This is a genomic window from Roseateles sp., assembly GCF_046300915.1.
Lineage (GTDB): Bacteria > Pseudomonadota > Gammaproteobacteria > Burkholderiales > Burkholderiaceae_C > Kinneretia.
The window spans coordinates 19981-38875 of record NZ_JBKCLH010000141.1; the positions used below are offsets into that span (position 1 = coordinate 19981).

10 protein-coding genes are annotated in these 18895 nt (G+C 66.8%); 7 read left to right on the forward strand and 3 right to left on the reverse strand.

All coding sequences use genetic code 11. The features are described from left to right. Positions 1 to 29 precede the first annotated feature (29 nt). The 3 genes from ACK5F2_RS10890 to hrpA form a co-directional block, all read right to left on the reverse strand. Entirely contained in the window at positions 30 to 2417 is a 2388-nt protein-coding gene (locus ACK5F2_RS10890) for a protein kinase domain-containing protein (protein ID WP_409864615.1), read from the reverse strand. Between the two features lie 32 nt (positions 2418 to 2449). After that, positions 2450 to 4414 (reverse strand): HDOD domain-containing protein, encoded by a 1965-nt coding sequence (locus tag ACK5F2_RS10895; RefSeq protein WP_409864616.1) that lies wholly within the window; start codon positions 4412 to 4414, stop codon positions 2450 to 2452. Positions 4415 to 4520: 106 nt separating this feature from the next. Next, positions 4521 to 8603 (reverse strand): ATP-dependent RNA helicase HrpA, encoded by a 4083-nt coding sequence (gene hrpA / locus ACK5F2_RS10900; RefSeq protein WP_409864617.1) that lies wholly within the window; start codon positions 8601 to 8603, stop codon positions 4521 to 4523. Here hrpA and argA point away from each other — a divergent pair. From argA to rpoD, 7 genes are all read left to right on the forward strand, one after another. Then, entirely contained in the window at positions 8549 to 9889 is a 1341-nt protein-coding gene (gene argA / locus ACK5F2_RS10905; RefSeq protein WP_409864619.1) for an amino-acid N-acetyltransferase, read from the forward strand. The two genes, hrpA and argA, sit on opposite strands and share 55 nt — an antisense overlap. 77 nt (positions 9890 to 9966) lie before the next feature. Then, a complete protein-coding gene (locus ACK5F2_RS10910) occupies positions 9967 to 10239 on the forward strand; it encodes an oxidative damage protection protein (protein WP_133602562.1) in 273 nt (90 codons plus the stop codon). A 193-nt stretch (positions 10240 to 10432) separates the two neighbouring features. Further along, positions 10433 to 11479: a Fe(3+) ABC transporter substrate-binding protein gene (locus ACK5F2_RS10915; RefSeq protein ID WP_211343810.1), complete on the forward strand. Its 1047-nt coding sequence runs from the start codon at positions 10433 to 10435 to the stop codon at positions 11477 to 11479. A gap of 198 nt (positions 11480 to 11677) precedes the next feature. Further along, the gene (locus tag ACK5F2_RS10920; protein ID WP_409864620.1) at positions 11678 to 11977 is read left to right on the forward strand and encodes an H-NS family nucleoid-associated regulatory protein; all 300 of its coding nucleotides are present in this window, start codon (positions 11678 to 11680) and stop codon (positions 11975 to 11977) included. Positions 11978 to 12196: 219 nt separating this feature from the next. Next, positions 12197 to 14419 (forward strand): putative bifunctional diguanylate cyclase/phosphodiesterase, encoded by a 2223-nt coding sequence (locus ACK5F2_RS10925; RefSeq protein ID WP_409864622.1) that lies wholly within the window; start codon positions 12197 to 12199, stop codon positions 14417 to 14419. Further along, positions 14304 to 16451 (forward strand): DNA primase, encoded by a 2148-nt coding sequence (gene dnaG / locus ACK5F2_RS10930; RefSeq protein WP_409864623.1) that lies wholly within the window; start codon positions 14304 to 14306, stop codon positions 16449 to 16451. Before ACK5F2_RS10925 ends, dnaG begins: the two co-directional genes overlap by 116 nt. A 329-nt stretch (positions 16452 to 16780) precedes the next feature. Continuing rightward, positions 16781 to 18895: RNA polymerase sigma factor RpoD (rpoD, locus tag ACK5F2_RS10935; protein WP_409864624.1), on the forward strand; the 2115-nt coding region annotated here is incomplete at its 3' end.

The window sequence follows — 18895 nt, forward strand, 5'->3', positions numbered from 1 at the left end:
CGAAGCCGCCTCGAATCGCACGCTGCCGCTCAGGCAGCCTGCTTGAATGCCATCACCGCCTGGTTGCGCAAGGTGCGCAGCAGCGACAACTCCTTGTCACCCAGCGTGATGCCGCCCGTCTCGGCCTTGTCCGCATAGATCATGGCGAAGGGCGCACCCTTCATGCTCATGGGCAGGATGAGAAAGCTGGCCGCTTTGGGCGCGCCCAGGAACCAGGCCGGCAGACGCTGGGCAATCTTGGGCACCGAGGCATCCGTGATCAGCGTGTCCACCCCCTTTTGGCAAACCGCCACGAAGAGATCGTTGATCTGATCCGGACCTGGGCGCAGGGGCACGCGAAACAGCGGTGCCACCGCCTCCACGCCTTCCCCCAGACCGAAGCGACCGGTCAGGGTGTCATTGCGCGGGTCACGCAGACAAAAGACCACCCGCCTGAAGCCGAGGCTGCGATAGATGGTCTCCAGAATCATGCGCAGCACTTCGTTGAGACGGAAGTTCTCCACCATGGCATTCGTGATGTCCTGAATGCCGGCCGCCAGGATGTCGGAGGCCGCCTCGGGCGCACGCTCTGCGGCGGAACCATGCAGCAGGGTCATGGTGGCATGCAGCTCATGCGGCGACAGACTGTCGTCCAAGGTCGGCCTGATCGGGGCCAGCAAGCGCTGCGCCGCCGAGCGCTGTGCCGGTCGGATGTTCATGGCCTGGGCCAGCTGAGCCAGGCGCTGGCGTGCCTCGTCGGCCGCCACTTCAAAGGACTCGGCCGAGCTGCCCAAGGCCCGCGAGTATCGCTGCGCCAGGGCCTTGAGCCTGGCGTGCGCCTGCTCGGGTTCCGACTTCAGGATCAGGTCCGACACATCGTTGGCGGCACGGACCAGCCAACGCTGACGCTCGATCGGGCTCTCCAGCAGGCGCATGGGCGGCTCCCCTGAAGGCCGGTCCATGCCGCGCAGCAACTTGTCCGGCAAGCCCCACTGCCGCGCAACGCCCTGCCCCAGCTGCTCGTAGCTCAGCCCCAAGATCTGCATGGCGGCCTGGGTTTCCGTGATGGGCGGCGACCCACCCTGCAGCTGGCGAACCTGCTGCGCTTCTTCCGGAAAGTAGAACTCGCACAAGAGACGACCCAAGCCCTGCAGCAAGGCCATCAGAAACACTTCCTCCTTCTCCTGAGGAAGCACGCATAGCTCTCGCGCCAGGGCACCCGCCATCAAGGCCCGCAGAAACTCCTCACGCAGCTGCTGGGCATGGGCCTTGTTCTCCATGCGCTCCAGCAGGATGAGGGACAGCGCCAGATTGCGTATGCCGGAAAAGCCAATCAGAGCTGCGGCGCGCGACACCGTGGAAATGCTGCCGCCCCCCGCGTGGCTGAACTGCGCGCTATTGACCAGGCGCAGCAGCTTGTGCGTCAGCGCCACATCCTTGAGGATCTCGTTGGCCAGACTGTGGAGGTTCTCATTCTCGGAGTGGGTGAGGCGCTGTATGCGCTGCACCGCATCCGACATGGCGGGAAAGTCGCTCTTGTGCCGCATGCGGCGCAGCAGAAACTCCAGGGTGGCTGTGGCACCTGACTCCACGGCGGACGCCGCGGCCGGCTGCAGCCATTCCTGCAAGGCGTCGTGCATTTCCCGCGCGCCGCTCCAGCGCTGCGCCGGGTCACGCGCCAGCCCGCGCTGAACGATGGCACGCAGCCTGTCGTCCACGGCGGCCTCGAGTCCGGAGGGCAAATGCAGGTCCTGCTCGATCGCCAGACGGACCGCCCGCCAGGGGTCGGTCTCTTGCACCAAGCGCTGTCCCGCCAGCATCTCTGCCAGCACCACGGCGGCCGCGAAGATGTCCATGGAAGCGCCAGGTGCCTCACCGCGGGCCGCCTCGGGCGAGATATAGCCCGGCGTGCCCACAATCCCCTGGACGCCGCTGCCGGGCCGGTCTGCGCGGGCCGCGATCCCGAAATCCATCACCCGCGGACGAGCGCGTGCATCCAACAGGATATTGGAGGGCTTGAGGTCTCGATGCACCACGCCCGCGGCATGGGCAGCCGCCAGGCCGTCCAGGACGCCCAGCATCAGCTCCACCGACTCGCGCACACCCAGGCGCGGCTCGGAGCGCATGCGCTGCGCCAAGGTCGGCCCCGGCACGTACTCAAACACCAGATAGGCCTGACCCGCCTGAACATCGGCCTCGAAGACCTGGACGATATTGGGATGCTGCAGCCGGCTGACGGCACGCGCCTCGTGCAGACCGTCCTCAAGCTCGTCCTTGCGTCCCCCCAGGGTCAGGACCTTGAGCGCCACCTCGCGGTCCAGATGCGGGTCATGCGCCAGCCAGACCGTCGCCTGCGCGCCCTTGCCCAGCTCTCGCAGCAAGCGAAAGCGGCCCAGCGCTGGCGGTAGCGTAGGCGCGACGGGCGGGCTAGAGGGCATGGCGTCGGCCGTATGCGAGCGGTTTCAGGCTTTCACAAACCCGATGGAGCCACCGGCGGCATGGGGCTGGTCGAGTCGCTCCCCGCTCCTGGGGACGCGGGCGCCGCGGCAAGCGCCGCCGAGGCCGGTGGGGACAAGGGGAGCTCGCTGCCGTCGGTGCGCCCACGCAAGCGGTTGCGCAAGGCCGAGGGCTGGGGTGACCCAGGAGTGACAGCAGGCGCCACGGTGGCAGCGACGGTTTCGGCGGGCTGAGCCTGGAGCGAGTCCTCGGCCGGTGTCTCCGGGTTCAAGGCCAGCAGCACATCGCGCAGGCCCAGCCCCAGAATCCGAGCGTAGCGGCGCGTGGCCAGCTCCACGCCAATCTGGCGCTTGTGTTCCGGAAGATCCAGCGCCTCGATGAGCTCATGGGCCAGGCTGCAGGTCAGTCGCAAGAGCTCGACATCGCCCGGATGCGCGCCAGCACGCACCGGTGCGTCCGGCGGGTAGCGCCGCATCATGTGCAGCAGCTCATCTCCCAGACTCCAGTAGCGGGCCACGGCCGTGCCAAGGGTTTCCAGATCGCAGCCCAGCACCGCAAAGGCCGCGGACTGCTCGCTCATGCCGCTGGGATTGGGCTGCTCTGCCGTGGGCTCGGGGGCCTGCATCAGCTGCCGGATCTGTTGGGCATCCTCGGGAAAGTGGTACTGCAGCAGCAAACGCCCCAAGTTCTGCATCACCGTGATCAGATAGACAACCTCGGCGTCGTAGCCGGCCGGGCGCAGGACCTGGGCCACCTGAGCGGCGCGCTGCACACGCCGCATCAGGCTTTGCAGCCGCGCCGCATGGGCCTCGTTGAGCGGGCCCGGCCAGGGCTTGAGCCCGCGTGCCGCCTGCTGCACGCCATTGAGGCCCAGCATGGCGATGGCCCGCTGCATGTTCAGAATGGCGCCGCCGCTGACGGACTGGCCGTGCGACTTGAGCGCGTTGTTCACGCGGCGCAGCATCTCCAGACTCAGGGCCATGTCCTGCAGCACCAGGGTGGAGAGCTCGCTGGCGTGGGTGGACTCCATGGCCGAGGACTGGGCGATGCGCTGCAGGCGCAGCGAGGCGATGGGCAGGTGGCCTACGCGCTGCAGCCGGTCCAAGAGCTGGGCCACCATGCCGCCCTGCTCGCTGACGCTGCCACGCCAGCCCTCAAGAGCCCGCAAAAAGCTGCGCGCGCTGTGGTAGCGCTGACGAGCCTGGCGGTCTACCGATCGATTGGCGATGGCGCGCAAGGGTTCCGCAATGGGCTGGGGTGTCTCGAAGGACAGCCGCACCAACTCGGAGCCCTGCGGTTGCATTCGCTGGAGCACCAGATTGAGATCGGCCTCATCCAGCACGGCACGGCCGGTGAGCACCCGATGCAAAACCAGACCCGTCCGCAGCACATCTTCCTCGGCCGCCTCACGCAGGGCCCTGCGAGTCAGGGTGTTGAAGTCGGTATTGGCCGGAAACACATCCTGGGCGACTTCCAGCCCCAAAAGACGCACATGGCCGGCTGCGTCAACGACCCAGCTGCCCGACTGGACATCGCGATGCGCATGGCCGGCTTCATGGGCAAAGGCCAAGCCCTCAAGCCCTTGGCACAACCACTGCGCGGCCTCCACCGGCAGGGGCAGCCCTTGCCGGGACAGGCGTTCATCCAAGGTCTCGCCCAGGGCCCGGTCATAGGCCAGATAGGGCCAGTGCTCCACCTGCCCCACCTCGACCACATGGGCGAGATTGGGGTGCTGTACACGCGCGGCCGTATCGGCCATCTTGAGCCAATGCGCCAGCGCCGCCGGACTGTTGGGCGCCTGGCGCGGCATGCACAGCATCAGCTCCTGACTGCTGCGCGGATCCAGCACCAGCCACAGCATGCTGCGGCTGCTCTTGCTCAGGAGGGCTCGCAACTCGAAGCGCCCGAAGCGGCGCAAGGGTGCGGGTGCCCCCGCCGAGGGCGCGCTGGAACCGGCATTGGAATCGGCGTTCGACACGGGACGCACTAGAGTTGGACCTTGGGCACGTTGGCAATTTCAACCGGATTGTGCGCCTGTCGGTACCGGGAACAAACTCCGAATACCAGCGCAAACCCGGGCGCATTCAGTGATTGAACTGGGTCCAGACCTTCTCCAGGCGCTTCACACTGACCGGCTGCGGTGTGCGCAGTTCCTGGGCGAAGAGGCTGACCCGCAGCTCCTCCAGCTGCCAGCGGAAGTCCTCCAGGCGCGCGTCGCGCGTGCCCTTGAGCTCCGCCAGGCGGCGCAGATAGCGCTGCTCCAGCGGGCGCAACTCGGCCAGCAGCTTGGCGTCGCGCGCGGCATCGACCCGCCATTTGTCCAGCCGGGCGGTGATGGCCTTGAGGTAGCGCGGCAGGTGCTGGGCCTGGCTCCAGGGCGTCTGGGTGACGAAGTGCTTGGGGCAAAGGCGCTGCAGCTGGGCCGTGATGTCCTCGGCTACGTCCTTGGGCGCCCGGCTGTCCTTGAGCTTGCGGCTGGCGGCCTGGAAGTCCAGCAGGATCTGGTACGTCAGGCGGGCCACCTCCTGGGCGATCAGGTTCAGGCGCGCGCGCCCCTCCTCCAGCCGGGTCTTGAACTCGAACTCATGGGTGGGCAGCGGTTCGGCCAGAAAGGCCCGGTCCACCGCCACGCCGATGATCTGCTCGCGCAGCTCCTCGGCCGTGCCCAGACTCATATAGGCCACCGACATGGCCTGCAGGTCCGGGATGTTCTTCTCCAGATACTTCAGCGGCTCCTTGAGCTGCAGGGCCACCAGACGGCGCAGGCCCAGGCGGTGCTTGGTGGCCGCCACTTCGGGTTCGTCAAAGACCTCGATCTCCACATGCGTGCCGCGGTCGAGCAGGGCCGGAAAGCCGATCAGGGTCTGGGCCCCCTTGCTCACCTCCATCAGCTCCGGCAGGGTGCCAAAGGTCCAGGCGGTGTAGCGGCTGGCGCTGTCGTGGGCCGCGGGAGCCGGTGCCGACACGGGCGCGACCTTGCCGCCGCGGCCGGACGGCGGCGCGGCCGCGGGTGCAGGCGCCGGACTGGCGGCCGTTGGCAGCTTAAGCGCCGCCAGGGCCTGGAAGGCCGAGCGCGCCTGGCCGCCCAGCTCGGCCTTCAGCGCCGCCAGGTTGCGAGACAGCCCCAGCTGGCGGCCATGCTCGTCCACCACCCGGTAGTTCATGAACAGATGGGCGGGCAGCTGCTCCAGCTTGAAGTCGTTCTTCTGGATGGCCAGCTGGGTGCGCTCCTTGACCGATTTCAGGAGCGCGTCGACCAGCCCGCCCTGGGCGAAGGGAGCCAGCTCGCAGAACTCGGCCACATAGTCGGGCAGGGGCACCAGGCGGGCGCGCGGCTTCTGGTGCAGGCTCTTGACCAGGGCCAGCACCTTGGCCGCCAGCATGCCCGGCACCAGCCATTCGCAGCGCTCCTCGCTGACCTGGTTCAGCGCATAGATGGGCACGGTGACGGTGAGGCCGTCGCGCGCGTCGCCGGGCTCGTGCAGATAGTCGGCCTTGCAGTCCACACCGCCCAGGCGGAGGGTCTTGGGGAAGGCATTGCTGGTGACGCCGGCGGCCTCGTGCCGCATCAGCTCCTCGCGGCTGATGTGCAGCAGCTTGGGGTTGCCCCGGCTGGCCTCGCGGTACCACTTCTCCAGCGTGTGGCCGGAGCAGACCTCGGCCGGCAGCTGGCTGTCGTAGAAGGCGTAGATCAGCTCGTCGTCCACCAGCACATCCTGGCGGCGCGACTTGTGCTCCAGCTCCTCGACCTTGGCGATCTGCTTGCGGTTGTGGGCCAGGAAGGGCAGGCGCGTGTCCCACTCGCCATTGACCAGGGCCTCGCGGATGAAGATCTCGCGCGCCGCCACCGGATCCACCTTGCCGAAGTTCACGCGGCGGTTGCTGTAGACCACGATGCCGTAGAGCGTGGCGCGCTCCAGCGCGATCACCTCGGCCGCCTTCTTCTCCCAGTGCGGCTCGGCCAGCTGGATCTTGAGCAGATGGCCGGCGATGCCGGGCAGCCATTGCGGCTCGATATGGGCGATGCCGCGACCGAAGAGGCGGGTCGTGTCCACCAGTTCCGCCGCCACGATCCAGCGGCCCGGCTTCTTGCTCAGGTGCGCGCCCGGATGGCGGTAGAACTTGATGCCGCGCGCGCCCAGGTACCAGTCCTCGTCCTCGCTCTTGAAGCCGATATTGCCCAGCAGGCCGGCCAGCATGGACAGATGCACCTGCTCGTAGGTGGCCGGCGCGCCGTTGAGGCGCCAGCCATGCTCGGCGACGACCGTGTGCAGCTGGGAATAGATGTCGCGCCACTCGCGCACGCGGCGCGGGCTGATGAAGTTCTCGCGCAGCAGCTGCTCCTGCTTGCGGTTGGACAGGCGATGCTCGCCCTCCCCGCCCCGGGATTCGCCGATCCACTTCCAGAGCTTGAGATAACCCATGAACTCCGACTTCTCGTCGTCGAACTTCTTGTGCTTCTCGTCGGCGGCCTGCTGCTGCTCCATGGGCCGGTCGCGCACGTCCTGGCCGGAGAGCGCGCTGGCGATGATCAGCACCTCGGAGAGCGCGTCGCGCGTGCGCGCCTCCAGAATCATGCGGCCGACCCGCGGGTCCAGGGGCTGCCTTGAGAGCTCCTTGCCCATGGCCGTCAGCTCGTTCATCTCGTCCACCGCGCCCAGCTCGTGCAGCAGCTGGTAGCCATCGGCAATGGCCTTGCGCGGCGGCGGTTCGATGAAGGGGAAGGCCTCGACCTGGCCCAGGTGCAGGGCCTTCATGCGCAGGATCACGCCGGCCAGCGAGCTGCGCAGGATCTCGGGGTCGGTGAAGCGGGGGCGTTCGTTGAAATCCTTCTCGTCGTAGAGCCGGATGCAGATGCCGTTGGACACCCGGCCGCAGCGGCCGGCGCGCTGGTTGGCCGCCGCCTGGCTGATGGGCTCAACCTGCAGCTGCTCGACCTTGTTGCGGTAGCTGTAGCGCTTGACCCGCGCCAGGCCCGGGTCGATCACATAGCGGATGCCGGGCACGGTCAGCGAGGTTTCGGCCACATTGGTGGCCAGCACGATGCGCGGCGCCCCATGCGGCTGGAAGATGCGGTTCTGCTCCTGCTCAGAGAGCCGCGCGAACAGCGGCAGCACCTCGACGCCGGGCGGATGGTGCTTGCGCAGCGCCTCGGCCGCCTCGCGGATCTCGCGCTCGCCGGGCAGGAACACGAGCACATCGCCCGAGCCCTCGCGCCAGAGCTCATCCACCGCATCGCAGATGGCGTCGTTGACGTCGTACTCGCGCGATTCCTCGAAGGGGCGGTAGCGCTGCTCCACCGGGAAGGTACGGCCCGAGACCATCAGCACCGGCGCCGGTCCCTTGGCCGAGGCAAAGTGCTGGGCGAAGCGGTCGGCGTCGATGGTTGCCGAGGTCACGACCAGCTTGAGATCCGGCCGGCGCGGCAGCACCTCGCGCAGATAGCCCAGCAGGAAGTCGATGTTCAGCGAGCGCTCGTGCGCCTCGTCGATGATCAGGGTGTCGTAGGCCTTGAGCAGCGGATCGGTCTGGGTCTCGGCCAGCAGGATGCCGTCCGTCATCAGCTTGACGCTGGCCCCGGGCTGCAGCCGGTCCTGGAAACGCACCTTGTAGCCCACCACCTCGCCCAGCGGGGTGTTCAGCTCCTCGGCAATGCGCTTGGCCACGCTGGAGGCGGCAATGCGCCGCGGCTGGGTGTGGCCGATCAGCCCCCCGCCGTTGGCGCGGCCGCGCCCCATGGCCAGCGCAATCTTGGGCAGCTGGGTGGTCTTGCCCGAGCCGGTCTCGCCGCAGACGATGACGACCTGGTGCTCGGCCAGGGCGCGCTCAATCTCCTCGCGCCGGCCCGAGACGGGCAGGCCCTCGGGAAAGCTGATGGGCGGCACCGGATTGGCAGGCAGCGGCGCGCGCTCGGTCCGCGGCGGCCGCGGCGCGCGAGGGCCGGTGGCAGCGTCGGATCGGGGGGGGCGAGGGGCGCGGGCAGATGACCCGGCCGCGGCCGCGGGAGGAGAGGCAGGCTTGGAATTCACTGGGGCGGGATTATCCGCGAGCACTGCGGCACAATCCCGCCCTGACCTCCAACCCCTGCACTGCCCTCCGCTCCAGCACCGCGATGAGTCTTGTCTTTCCCCACACCTTTGTGCCCTGGTTCCGCTCGGTGGCGCCATACATCCATGCCTACCGCGGCGAGACCTTCGTGGTGGGCATGCCGGGTGAGCTGGTGGCGGCGGGCAAGCTCAATGCCTTTGTGCAGGATCTGGCCATCCTGCACGCCATGGGCATCAAGATCGTGCTGGTCCACGGCTTTCGCCCCCAGGTGAACGAGCAGCTGATGGCCAAGGGTCAGCAGCCGCGCTTTCACCAGGGCGTGCGCATCACCGATGCCGTGGCCCTGGACTGCGCGCAGGAGGCCGCCGGCCAGCTGCGCTTCGAGATCGAGGCCGCCTTCTCCCAAGGCCTGCCCAACACGCCCATGGCGAACGCCACGGTGCGCGTGGTCTCGGGCAACTTCCTGACCGCGCGCCCGGTGGGCATCGTGGACGGCGTGGACTATCAGCACAGCGGCCTGGTGCGCAAGGTGGACGCGGGCGCGATCCAGCGCGCTATCGACTCCGGCGCCATCGTGCTGCTCTCCCCCTTCGGCTTCTCGCCTACCGGCGAGGCCTTCAATCTGACCATGGAAGAAGTGGCCACCAGCGCCGCCATCGCCCTGCAGGCGGACAAGCTGCTCTTCATGACCGAGGTGCCGGGCGTGCGCGAAAACCCCGAGGACCCGGAGAGCCCCATCGACACCGAGCTGGCCCTGGCCGACGCCCAGCGCCTGCTGGCCGGCCTGCCCAAGCCCACCCAGCCCACCGATGTGGCCTTCTACCTGCAGCACTGCGTCAAGGCCTGCCTGGCCGGCGTGGAGCGCTCCCACATCCTGCCCCTGGCGGTGGATGGGGCCTTGCTGCAGGAGGTCTACACCCACGACGGCATCGGCACCATGGTGGTGGACGAGAAGCTGGAAAGCCTGCGCGAGGCCACGCCCGACGATGTGGGCGGCATCGTGGCCTTGATCGAGCCCTTTGAGCGCGACGGCACCCTGGTCAAGCGCGACCGCAACGAGATCGAGCGCGATATCGAGGCCTATACCGTGATCGAACACGACGGCGTGATTTTCGGCTGCGCCGCGCTCTATCCCTATACCGAGGCCCGCACCGCGGAAATGGCCGCTCTCACCGTCTCGGCCGAGGTGCAAGGCCAGGGCGACGGCGACCGCATCCTCAAGCGCATCGAGCAACGCGCCAAATCCATGGGGCTGAGCACCATCTTCGTGCTCACCACCCGCACCATGCACTGGTTCATCAAACGCGGCTTCCGCCCGGTCGAGCCGGAATGGCTGCCGGAGGAACGCAAGCGCAAATACAACTGGGACCGGCGCTCGCAGGTGCTGGTTAAGAAACTGAGCTGATTGAACATCGCGGCGAACGACACAAGGCCGATCGCGGCACTCGCCACACCCCCCACCCCCAACATACAGAGGTTGATATGGCACGCACCGTGCAATGCGCTTATCTCAAGAAGGAAGGCGAAGGCCTGGACTTTCCCGTCTACCCCGGTGATCTGGGCAAACGCATTTTCGACAATGTCAGCAAGGAAGCCTGGGCCCTGTGGCTCAAGCACCAGACCATGCTGGTCAATGAAAACCGTCTGAATCTGGCCGACCTGCGCGCCCGGCAATATCTGGCTCGCCAGATGGAGCAGTTTTTCTTTGGCGACGGTGCGGAGCAACCGGCGGGCTACGTGCCACCCAGCGCCTGAACGCACAGGCCACAGCGAGAACCGCTCGCCCACGGGGCGGGGACCAGCCGATCAGGCCTCAGGTCCCCGCCCTTTTTGTTGCCCGTCAAAAAACACACCCAATTGCCAAGGCCGAATCGCAGCCGCGAACAGGAATCGTTCTTGTTTGCTCTACACTTCAGCCACCTCATTGATTGATGGCTTTGGAGACCCCATGCGAATTTCCCGTCTCGTCAAATCCCTGTGCGCACTGGGCCTGCTGGCCGGCCTGGGCCACGGCGTCCAGGCCCAGGAACAGGTGCTCAACCTGTACTCGGCTCGCCACTACCAGACCGACGAAGCGCTCTACAGCAATTTCACCAAGGCCACCGGCATCCGCATCAATCGCGTGGACACCGATGATGCCGGCCTGATCGCCCGCCTCAAGAGCGAGGGGGCCTCCAGCCCGGCCGACGTGGTGCTGCTGGTGGATGCCGCACGCCTGTGGCAGGCAGAGCGCGACGGGCTGTTTGCACCGGTGAAATCCGCCCTGCTGGAACAGCGTATCCCCGCCCATCTGCGCGCCAGCGACGAGGGCAAGGGCTCGGAGTGGTTCGGCTTCTCGACCCGCGCACGCGTCGTGGTCTACAACAAGCTGAGCGTGAAGAAGGAGGATGTGGACACCTACGAAGAGCTGGCCGACCCCAAGAACAAGGGCAAGGTCTGCCTGCGCAGCGGCTCCCATCCCTACAACCTCTCGCTGTTTGGCGCCATGTACGAGCATCTGGGCGCTGAACGCACCGAAGCCTGGCTCAAAGGTGTCGTGGCCAATATGGCGCGCGCCCCCAAGGGTGGCGACACCGACCAGATCCGAGCCGCGGCCAGCGGCGAATGCCAGATCGCCGTCACCAACAGCTACTACCTGGCGCGCATGATGCGGTCGGAGAAGCCGGAAGACCGGGCCGTGATCGAGCGCCTGGGCGTGGTGTTCCCCAACCAGCAAAGCTGGGGCACGCATATGAATATCGCCGGCGGCGCCGTGGCCAAGCACGCGAAGAACCGCGACAACGCGATCAAGTTTCTGGAGTACCTGAGCTCGCCCGAGGCGCAAATCTATTTTGCCAACGGCAATAACGAATGGCCGGTTGTGGCGGGTGTGCGGGCCCCCAATCCAGCCCTGGAATCCATGGGCAGCTTCAAGAGCGAAACCATCCCGGTTTCCGCCGTGGGCGCCAATCTGCCCAAGGTGCAGCAGTTGCTCGATCGGGTCGGATTCAAGTAATCCCTCCCCGTGCTGCGGGTCCGCTTTTGTGGCGGACTCGCATCAATATGGCAAGGGGGCGTGATCAGAACATCATTTGATATATTGCGTCATCGCCCCGGCCATGCGCATAATCCTCGCCAGGGAGTTTTCGAGGTCGCTGTCATAATTGCTTGCCAGCGACCAGGCATGAACCTGAACCAGTGAGGAATTGCAAAGATGGCAGCAACTCTCAAAGACCTTTTGGCCCAACGGGCAGCTCTGGATGAGCAAATCGCTCAAACCAAGGAACGCGAACTCGCGGACGCCATTGCCAAGGTCAAGAGCCTGATGTCGGAATATGGCCTGACTGCCGCCGATCTGAGCAGCCGGCCAGCCAAGGCCGGCAAGACCTCCAAGGTGGCGGCCAAGTATCGCAACCTGGCCACCGGCGAAACCTGGAGCGGTCGCGGCCTGCAGCCCAAGTGGCTGAAAGCCGCCATTGCCAACGGCGCCAAACTGGAAGATTTCCACGTCTGAGCCCGCCAAGCCACCCAATCCAGGTGGCCTGTGAGTTCACGAAAACCGCCCGGGCACGGCCCGAGGCGGTTTTTTTATGCGCCAACACCTTGCCTGACACGCCTCCCCGACAAATGTCTGCGCGGGTTTGGGAGCCGCTCATGTGCGGGACCCGTACCGGTCACAAGGCGCGCTGGCGGCCGCCGCCGCCAATAATGCGCGCTCTTGAACCCGCCCCCAATGCCATTCTTTTCCTTAGCACGCGCCCGCTACGGCCACCCAGACAGGCTGACACGCCTGCGCTGGCGCCTGAGCCGTATCCTGGGCCGCAGCATCCGCTGGCCGGACGAACTGGAGCTGGCCGAGCTGGGGGCCGCACGCTGGGACCTGCGCTGGGGCCTGCTCAACACCACGCCGCCGTGGCGAAGTCTGTGCGGAGCGCCCGAACACTTCGAATCGCCCCAGGACTGGCTTGAGCGGCTGGCGCACCCGCTGGATCGCGCGCGCTTGCGGCCGGCCCTGGACCGCCTCCTGAATGGGCAACCCGGTCGAGCGGGAGTCGAGGACTGGCATGAATCCCTGCGGCTGCAAGCCCCGGGCACCCAGGAATGGCGCTGGTTCTCGCTAAAACTGCGTCTGTGGCGGCAGGGCGCCTCCGGTCGCCCCCGCCATCTGCTGGCCCTGCTCAGCGACATCAGCTGGCGGCGGGTGGCGCAAGAGCGGGAGCGCATGAGCGTCACCCTGTTCGAACATGTGGGGCAAGGTCTGGCCGTGCTCGATATGGAGCAGAACTTGCTGGACGCCAACCCGGCCTACTGCAGCCTGATGCGAGCGGATCGCGAAGCCTTGCTGGGCGCTGTGGCACAGCCGCTGCAACCGGGGGTTCTACGCCGCGCGGGGCATGATCCCGTCCAGATCCGCGAGGGCCTGGCTCAGGGGCAGAGCTGGCAAGGACGCGTCAGCCTGCAGCGCGAGGACGGCGAGCTGATCAGCCTGGCACTCAGCCTGGCGGGCATCCCGGAGCCCGAGGGGCCACCGCGCTACCAGGTGCTGACCCTGCAGGACCAGACGCTGCAGATTCAGCAGCAGCGCCTGCTGGAAGCGCAGCAAAGCCACGATGCCCTGACCGGCCTGCCCAATCTGGCCGAGTTCCGGCGCCGCCTTGCGCAGGCGCTGGACGCCAGCCGCCGGGAAGGCTTTGCGCTGTGCGTGGTCTGGCTGGACCTGGATCGGTTCCGACAGATCAATGACCAGCACGGACGCATGCTGGGAGACCGTCTGCTGCTGCAGGTCGGGCGGCGTCTGGACGGTGCGCTGCGCAGCGGCCGAGAATGGGCCGATGAGCTGGCCCATCTGGGTGGCGACGAGTTCGGCCTGCTGCTGCGCTGCAAAGACGCCGCGGAAGCCGAATTGGCGCTGCAGCGCCTGCTGAACGTCTTGCGCGCCCCCTTCCCGCTCGCCGAGCTGCCGGAGCCTCTGGACATCACGGCCAGCCTGGGCGCCACCCTGCACCCGCGCGACCAGTCGGACGCCGAGACCCTGCTGCGCCACGCCGCCCACGCGCTCTACCGCGTCAAGCGCTCGGGCCGCAATGCCTACCAGCTTTTCGACACCGAGAAGCATGCTCGCAGCGACGCCCAGGCCCTGGCACTGGGCCGCATGCAGGAAGCCCTGGATGCCGGCGAGCTCTGCCTGCACTATCAGCCCAAGGTGGACATGCGAAAGGGGCTTGTGCTGGGCGTTGAGGCCTTGCTGCGCTGGCAGCATCCGGAAAAAGGTCTGCTCGGCCCGGCCCATTTCCTGCCGGTGCTGGAGCGCACCGGCCTGGGCGTGAGGGTGGGTGACTGGGTGATCGAGCAGGCACTCAAGCAATCCAGCCTGTGGTTGAGTCAAGGCCTGGCACTGCGGGTCAGCGTCAATGTGGCCGCCCGCCATCTGCAGGCGGACGACTTCACCCAGCGCCTGCAAGAGTTGCTCGCCCGACATCCTGGCGTGCCCCTGGCCCGACATCTGATGCTGGAAGTGCTGGAATCGGCTGCACTGGCCGATATCGAGGCCACCCAGGTGCTGATACGCCGCTGCCGCGCCCTGGGCGTGAGTTTCGCGCTGGACGATTTCGGCACCGGCTACTCCACCCTGACCTACCTCAAGCGGCTGCCGGTGGACGCACTCAAGATTGACCGATCCTTCATCCAGAACATGCTGATCGACGCACAGGACCACGCCCTGGTCAAGGGTGTGATCAGCCTGGCCAAGACCTTTGATTGCAGCGTGGTGGCCGAAGGCGTGGAGAGTGCCGCCCACGCCCGCGCCCTGATGGCGCTGGGCTGCGAGTTGGGCCAGGGCAATGGCATCGCACCCGCCATGCCTGCGGCCGAGCTGGTCGACTGGGTCGCCCGCTTCCAGGCCCATCCCGTGCTGGCCGGGAGGCAGGAAGCCGAGTCGGGCCTCGCCATCCACTAGACTGCGGCCGGTGATCCCTCCTGGCTTTATCCAAGACCTGCTTGCCCGCGTCGACATCGTCGACGTGGTCGGTCGCCATGTCGAGCTCAAGAAAGCCGGCATCAACCACAAGGGGCTATGCCCCTTCCACGGCGAGAAGACGCCCAGTTTCATCGTCAGCCCCACGCGCCAGACCTACCACTGCTTCGGCTGTGGCGTGCATGGCAATGCCATCGGCTTCCTGATGGAGCACACCGGTGCGGGCTTCATCGAGGCCGTGGAGGATCTGGCTCAGCAGGTGGGCATGCAGGTGCCGCAGGACGAGCGCTCCCCCGCCGAGCGCGAGCGCGCCAAGGCGCAGAAAGCACGTGAGGCCACGCTCACCGAGACCCTGGCTCGTGCCAGCGAGCATTACCGCCAGCAGCTCAAGAAGAGCCCGCGCGCCATCGACTACCTCAAGCGCCGCGGCCTCACCGGCCAGATCGCCGCGCGCTTCGCCCTGGGCTATGCCCCCGAGGGCTGGCGCGGCCTGGCCAGCGCCTTCCCCAGCTATGACGATCCCCTGCTGGCCGAATCGGGCCTGGTCATCACACAGGGCGAGGACGGCGCCGAGCAAAAGCGCTACGACCGCTTCCGCGACCGGGTGATGTTCCCCATCCGCAATGTGCAGGGCGAGGTGATCGGCTTCGGCGGCCGGGTGCTGGACAAGGGCGAGCCCAAATATCTGAATTCGCCCGAGACCCCGGTCTTCCACAAGGGCCGCGAGCTCTACGGGCTCTACGAGGGCCGCACCGGCCTGCGCCAGCGCGGCTACGCCCTGGTGGTCGAGGGCTATATGGATGTGGTGGCCCTGGCCCAGCACGGCTTCGGCAATGCCGTGGCCACCCTGGGCACGGCCTGCACGGCCGAGCATGTGCAAAAGCTCTTTCGCTTCACCGAGTCGGTGGTCTTCAGCTTTGACGGCGACGCCGCCGGCCGCCGCGCCGCCGGCCGCGCCCTGGAAGCCGCCCTGCCCCATGCCAGCGACACCCGCAGCATCAAGTTCCTCTTCCTGCCCGCAGAGCACGACCCCGACTCCTATGTGCGCGAGCTGGGCGCCGAGGCCTTCGAGCGCTGCGTGGAGCAGGCGGTGCCGCTCTCGCGGCAGTTGGTCGACGCCTCATCGGAGGGCTGTGATCTGAGCAGTGCCGAGGGCCGCGCCCGCTTTCTGGCCAACGCCAAGCCGCTGTGGAGCGCCCTGCCCCAGGGCCTGCTCAAGCGCCAGCTGCTGGGCGAACTGGCGCGCCGCGCCCAGCTGCCGGACCAGGAGCTGATGGATCTGTGGCAAACCGGCAGCCCTGGCACCCCGGCCATGCGCCCGGGCGCTAGCCGCCGCACCGCCACGCCCGCCGGCCAGGGCGACTTTGATGGCACGCCGGACTACGATATCCCGCACGGCGATATCCCCGCCTACGACGGCGACTACGGCCCGGCCATCCGCGAGGGCGCGCCCGCCACCGAGCCCACCGCGCGCAAGCCCTGGAAACCCAAGGGCGAGTGGAAACCCAAGGGGGAATGGAAGGGTGGCGCGGGCGGCAAAGGGAGCTGGAAGCGCCGCGGCGAGCCCGAGGACGCAACCCTGGGCCTGCCGCGCCGCCAGCCCTTGAGCCCGGCCGACCATGCCCTGCGCATGCTGCTGCTCAACAGCACCTGGTGGGAGCAGCTCTCCGACCAGGACCACCAACTGCTGCATGAGCTGCCACCACCGCACGGCGAGCTGATCGCATGGCTGGAGCGCCACCTCGTCAACCACGGCCCCAGCCCCTGGTCAGTGCTGGAAGCCGCCCTGGCCGAAGATGGTCTGCTGGACAGCGCCCGCCCCCTGGCGAGCAGCGCGCGCGGCCCCGAGGAGGCCCTGCTGGAAGAGCTGCAACATGTGGTGCGGGGTCTGCGCATCGCCCAGCTCAAGAGCCAGTCCCAGGCCCTGGCGGCCAGCAACCCTCAGGGTCCGGACTTGGAGCGCTTCAGGGAGATCCTGGCCCGCATCCGCGAGCTGGAAGCCGCGGGCAGCTAGCGCCGCCGCGACACTTTTGACCTTTTCCTGCAAAATGTCGATAATTAAGGGTTTTCGCGCGCGTCAAGAGTGACGGCAGTGTTCTTCCGGTCCCGGCCACCCAGCGACACTGGGCACCCATATAGCGGGTATTGAGGCCAAAGTTCCGCGAGAGCTGCAATCTCAAACGTTCACGCCAGCTTGGCACGCGCCACGTCCGATCCACCGCGAAAGCGGTGCCGGACGGGACCGAGCCACCTGGGCCACGCTTCGCTTGAGTGCGATGTACGGGGCCCCGGGTGGCTGCCGCATTGCCAAGCTCAGATCGAATCTCCACCGCAAGGACCTGCATGACTGCCAAGAAGACCGCGAAGGCTGCCCCCGCCGAGGCTGAAGAGACCAAGAAGCCCGCCGCCAAGGCAGCCAAGGCCACCAAGGCGCCCAAGGCCGCCGCCGCTGCCGGCACCGAGGACAAGCCCAAGCGCGGCCGCAAGCCCAAGGCCGAGACCACCAGCAAGAAGACCGCCAAGGCCAAGGTGGAAGAGGAAGAGGAAGACTTCTCCGACCTCGAAGCCGATCTGGAGGGCGAGGTCGAGGCCGAAGCCGAAACCAGCACCGAGGAAGTCGGCGAGGACAAGCCCAAGGCCAAGCCCCTGCGCATGAAGGTCAGCCGCGCCAAGGAGCGCGCGCTGATGCGTGAATTCGGCCTGGACGAGACCGCCCTGACCGAAGAGGAAGTCGCCAAGCGCCGTCAGGAGCTCAAGACCCTGATCAAGATGGGCAAGACCCGTGGTTTCCTGACGAATCAGGAGATCAACGACCACCTGCCCGAAAAGCTGGTCAGCGATGAAATCCTCGAGGCCATCATCTCCATGCTTAACGACATGGGGATCGCGGTCTATGAGCAGGCGCCCGATGCGGCCACCCTGCTGATCTCGGGCAACACCACCAGCACCGCCACCGAGGAAGAGGCCGAGGAAGCCGCCGAAGCCGCGCTGTCCACGGTGGACTCCGAGTTCGGCCGCACCACGGACCCGGTGCGCATGTACATGCGCGAGATGGGCACGGTGGAACTGCTGACCCGTGAAGGTGAGATCGAGATTGCCAAGCGCATCGAAGGTGGCCTGCAGGCCATGATGCTGGCCATCTCGGCCTCGCCCACCACCATCGCCCACATCCTGGAGATGGCCGAGAAGATCCGCGCCGGCGAGTCGCAGATCTCCGAGGTCGTGGACGGCTTCGTGGCCGAGGACGAGGCCGATGACTATGTGGCCGAGGAAGACTTCGACGAGTTCGACGAAGAGGACGACGACGACGGCAACGGCGGCTCCAAGGCGCTGACCAAGAAGCTGGAAGAGCTGAAGAACGCGGCCCTGGCCAAGTTCGACTCCCTGGCCACCAACTTCGACAAGATGCGCAAGGCCTTCGAGAAGGAAGGCTATCGCTCGGCCGCCTACGACAAGGCGCAGCACGCCATCAGCGCCGAGTTGATGACGATCCGCTTCACCGTCAAGACCATCGAGAAGCTCTGCGACATCCTGCGCTCGCAGGTGGACGACGTGCGCCGCTATGAGCGCGAGCTGCGCAAGATCGTGGTGGACAAGTGCGGCATGCAGCAGGAGTACTTCATCAAGACCTTCCCGCCCAACGCGCTGAACCTGCAGTGGGCCGAGAAGGAAGTGGCTGCCGGCAAGAACTACAGCGCCGTGCTGGGCCGCAATCTGCCGGCCGTGCAGGAACTGCAGCAAAAGCTGATCGACATCCAGGCCCGCGCCGTCGTGCCGCTTGATGACCTCAAGGAGATCAACAAGCGCATGAACGAGGGCGAGAAGGCCTCGCGCGACGCCAAGAAGGAGATGATCGAGGCCAATCTGCGTCTGGTGATCTCGATCGCGAAGAAGTACACCAACCGCGGCCTGCAGTTCCTGGACCTGATCCAGGAAGGCAATATCGGCCTGATGAAGGCGGTGGACAAGTTCGAATACCGTCGCGGCTACAAGTTCTCGACCTACGCCACCTGGTGGATCCGTCAGGCCATCACGCGCTCGATCGCGGACCAGGCCCGCACCATCCGTATCCCGGTTCACATGATCGAGACGATCAACAAGATGAACCGCATCTCGCGCCAGCATCTGCAGGAGTTCGGCTACGAGCCGGATGCTCCGACGCTGGCCGAGAAGATGGAGATCCCTGAGGACAAGATCCGCAAGATCATGAAGATCGCCAAGGAGCCGATCTCCATGGAAACGCCGATCGGTGACGATGACGACAGCCACCTGGGCGATTTCATCGAGGACACCAACAACACCGCACCGATCGAGGCTGCCATGCAGGCCGGTCTGCGCGACGTGGTGAAGGACATCCTCGACAGCCTGACCCCGCGCGAAGCCAAGGTGCTGCGCATGCGCTTCGGCATCGAGATGCAGAGCGACCACACGCTGGAAGAAGTCGGCAAGCAGTTCGAC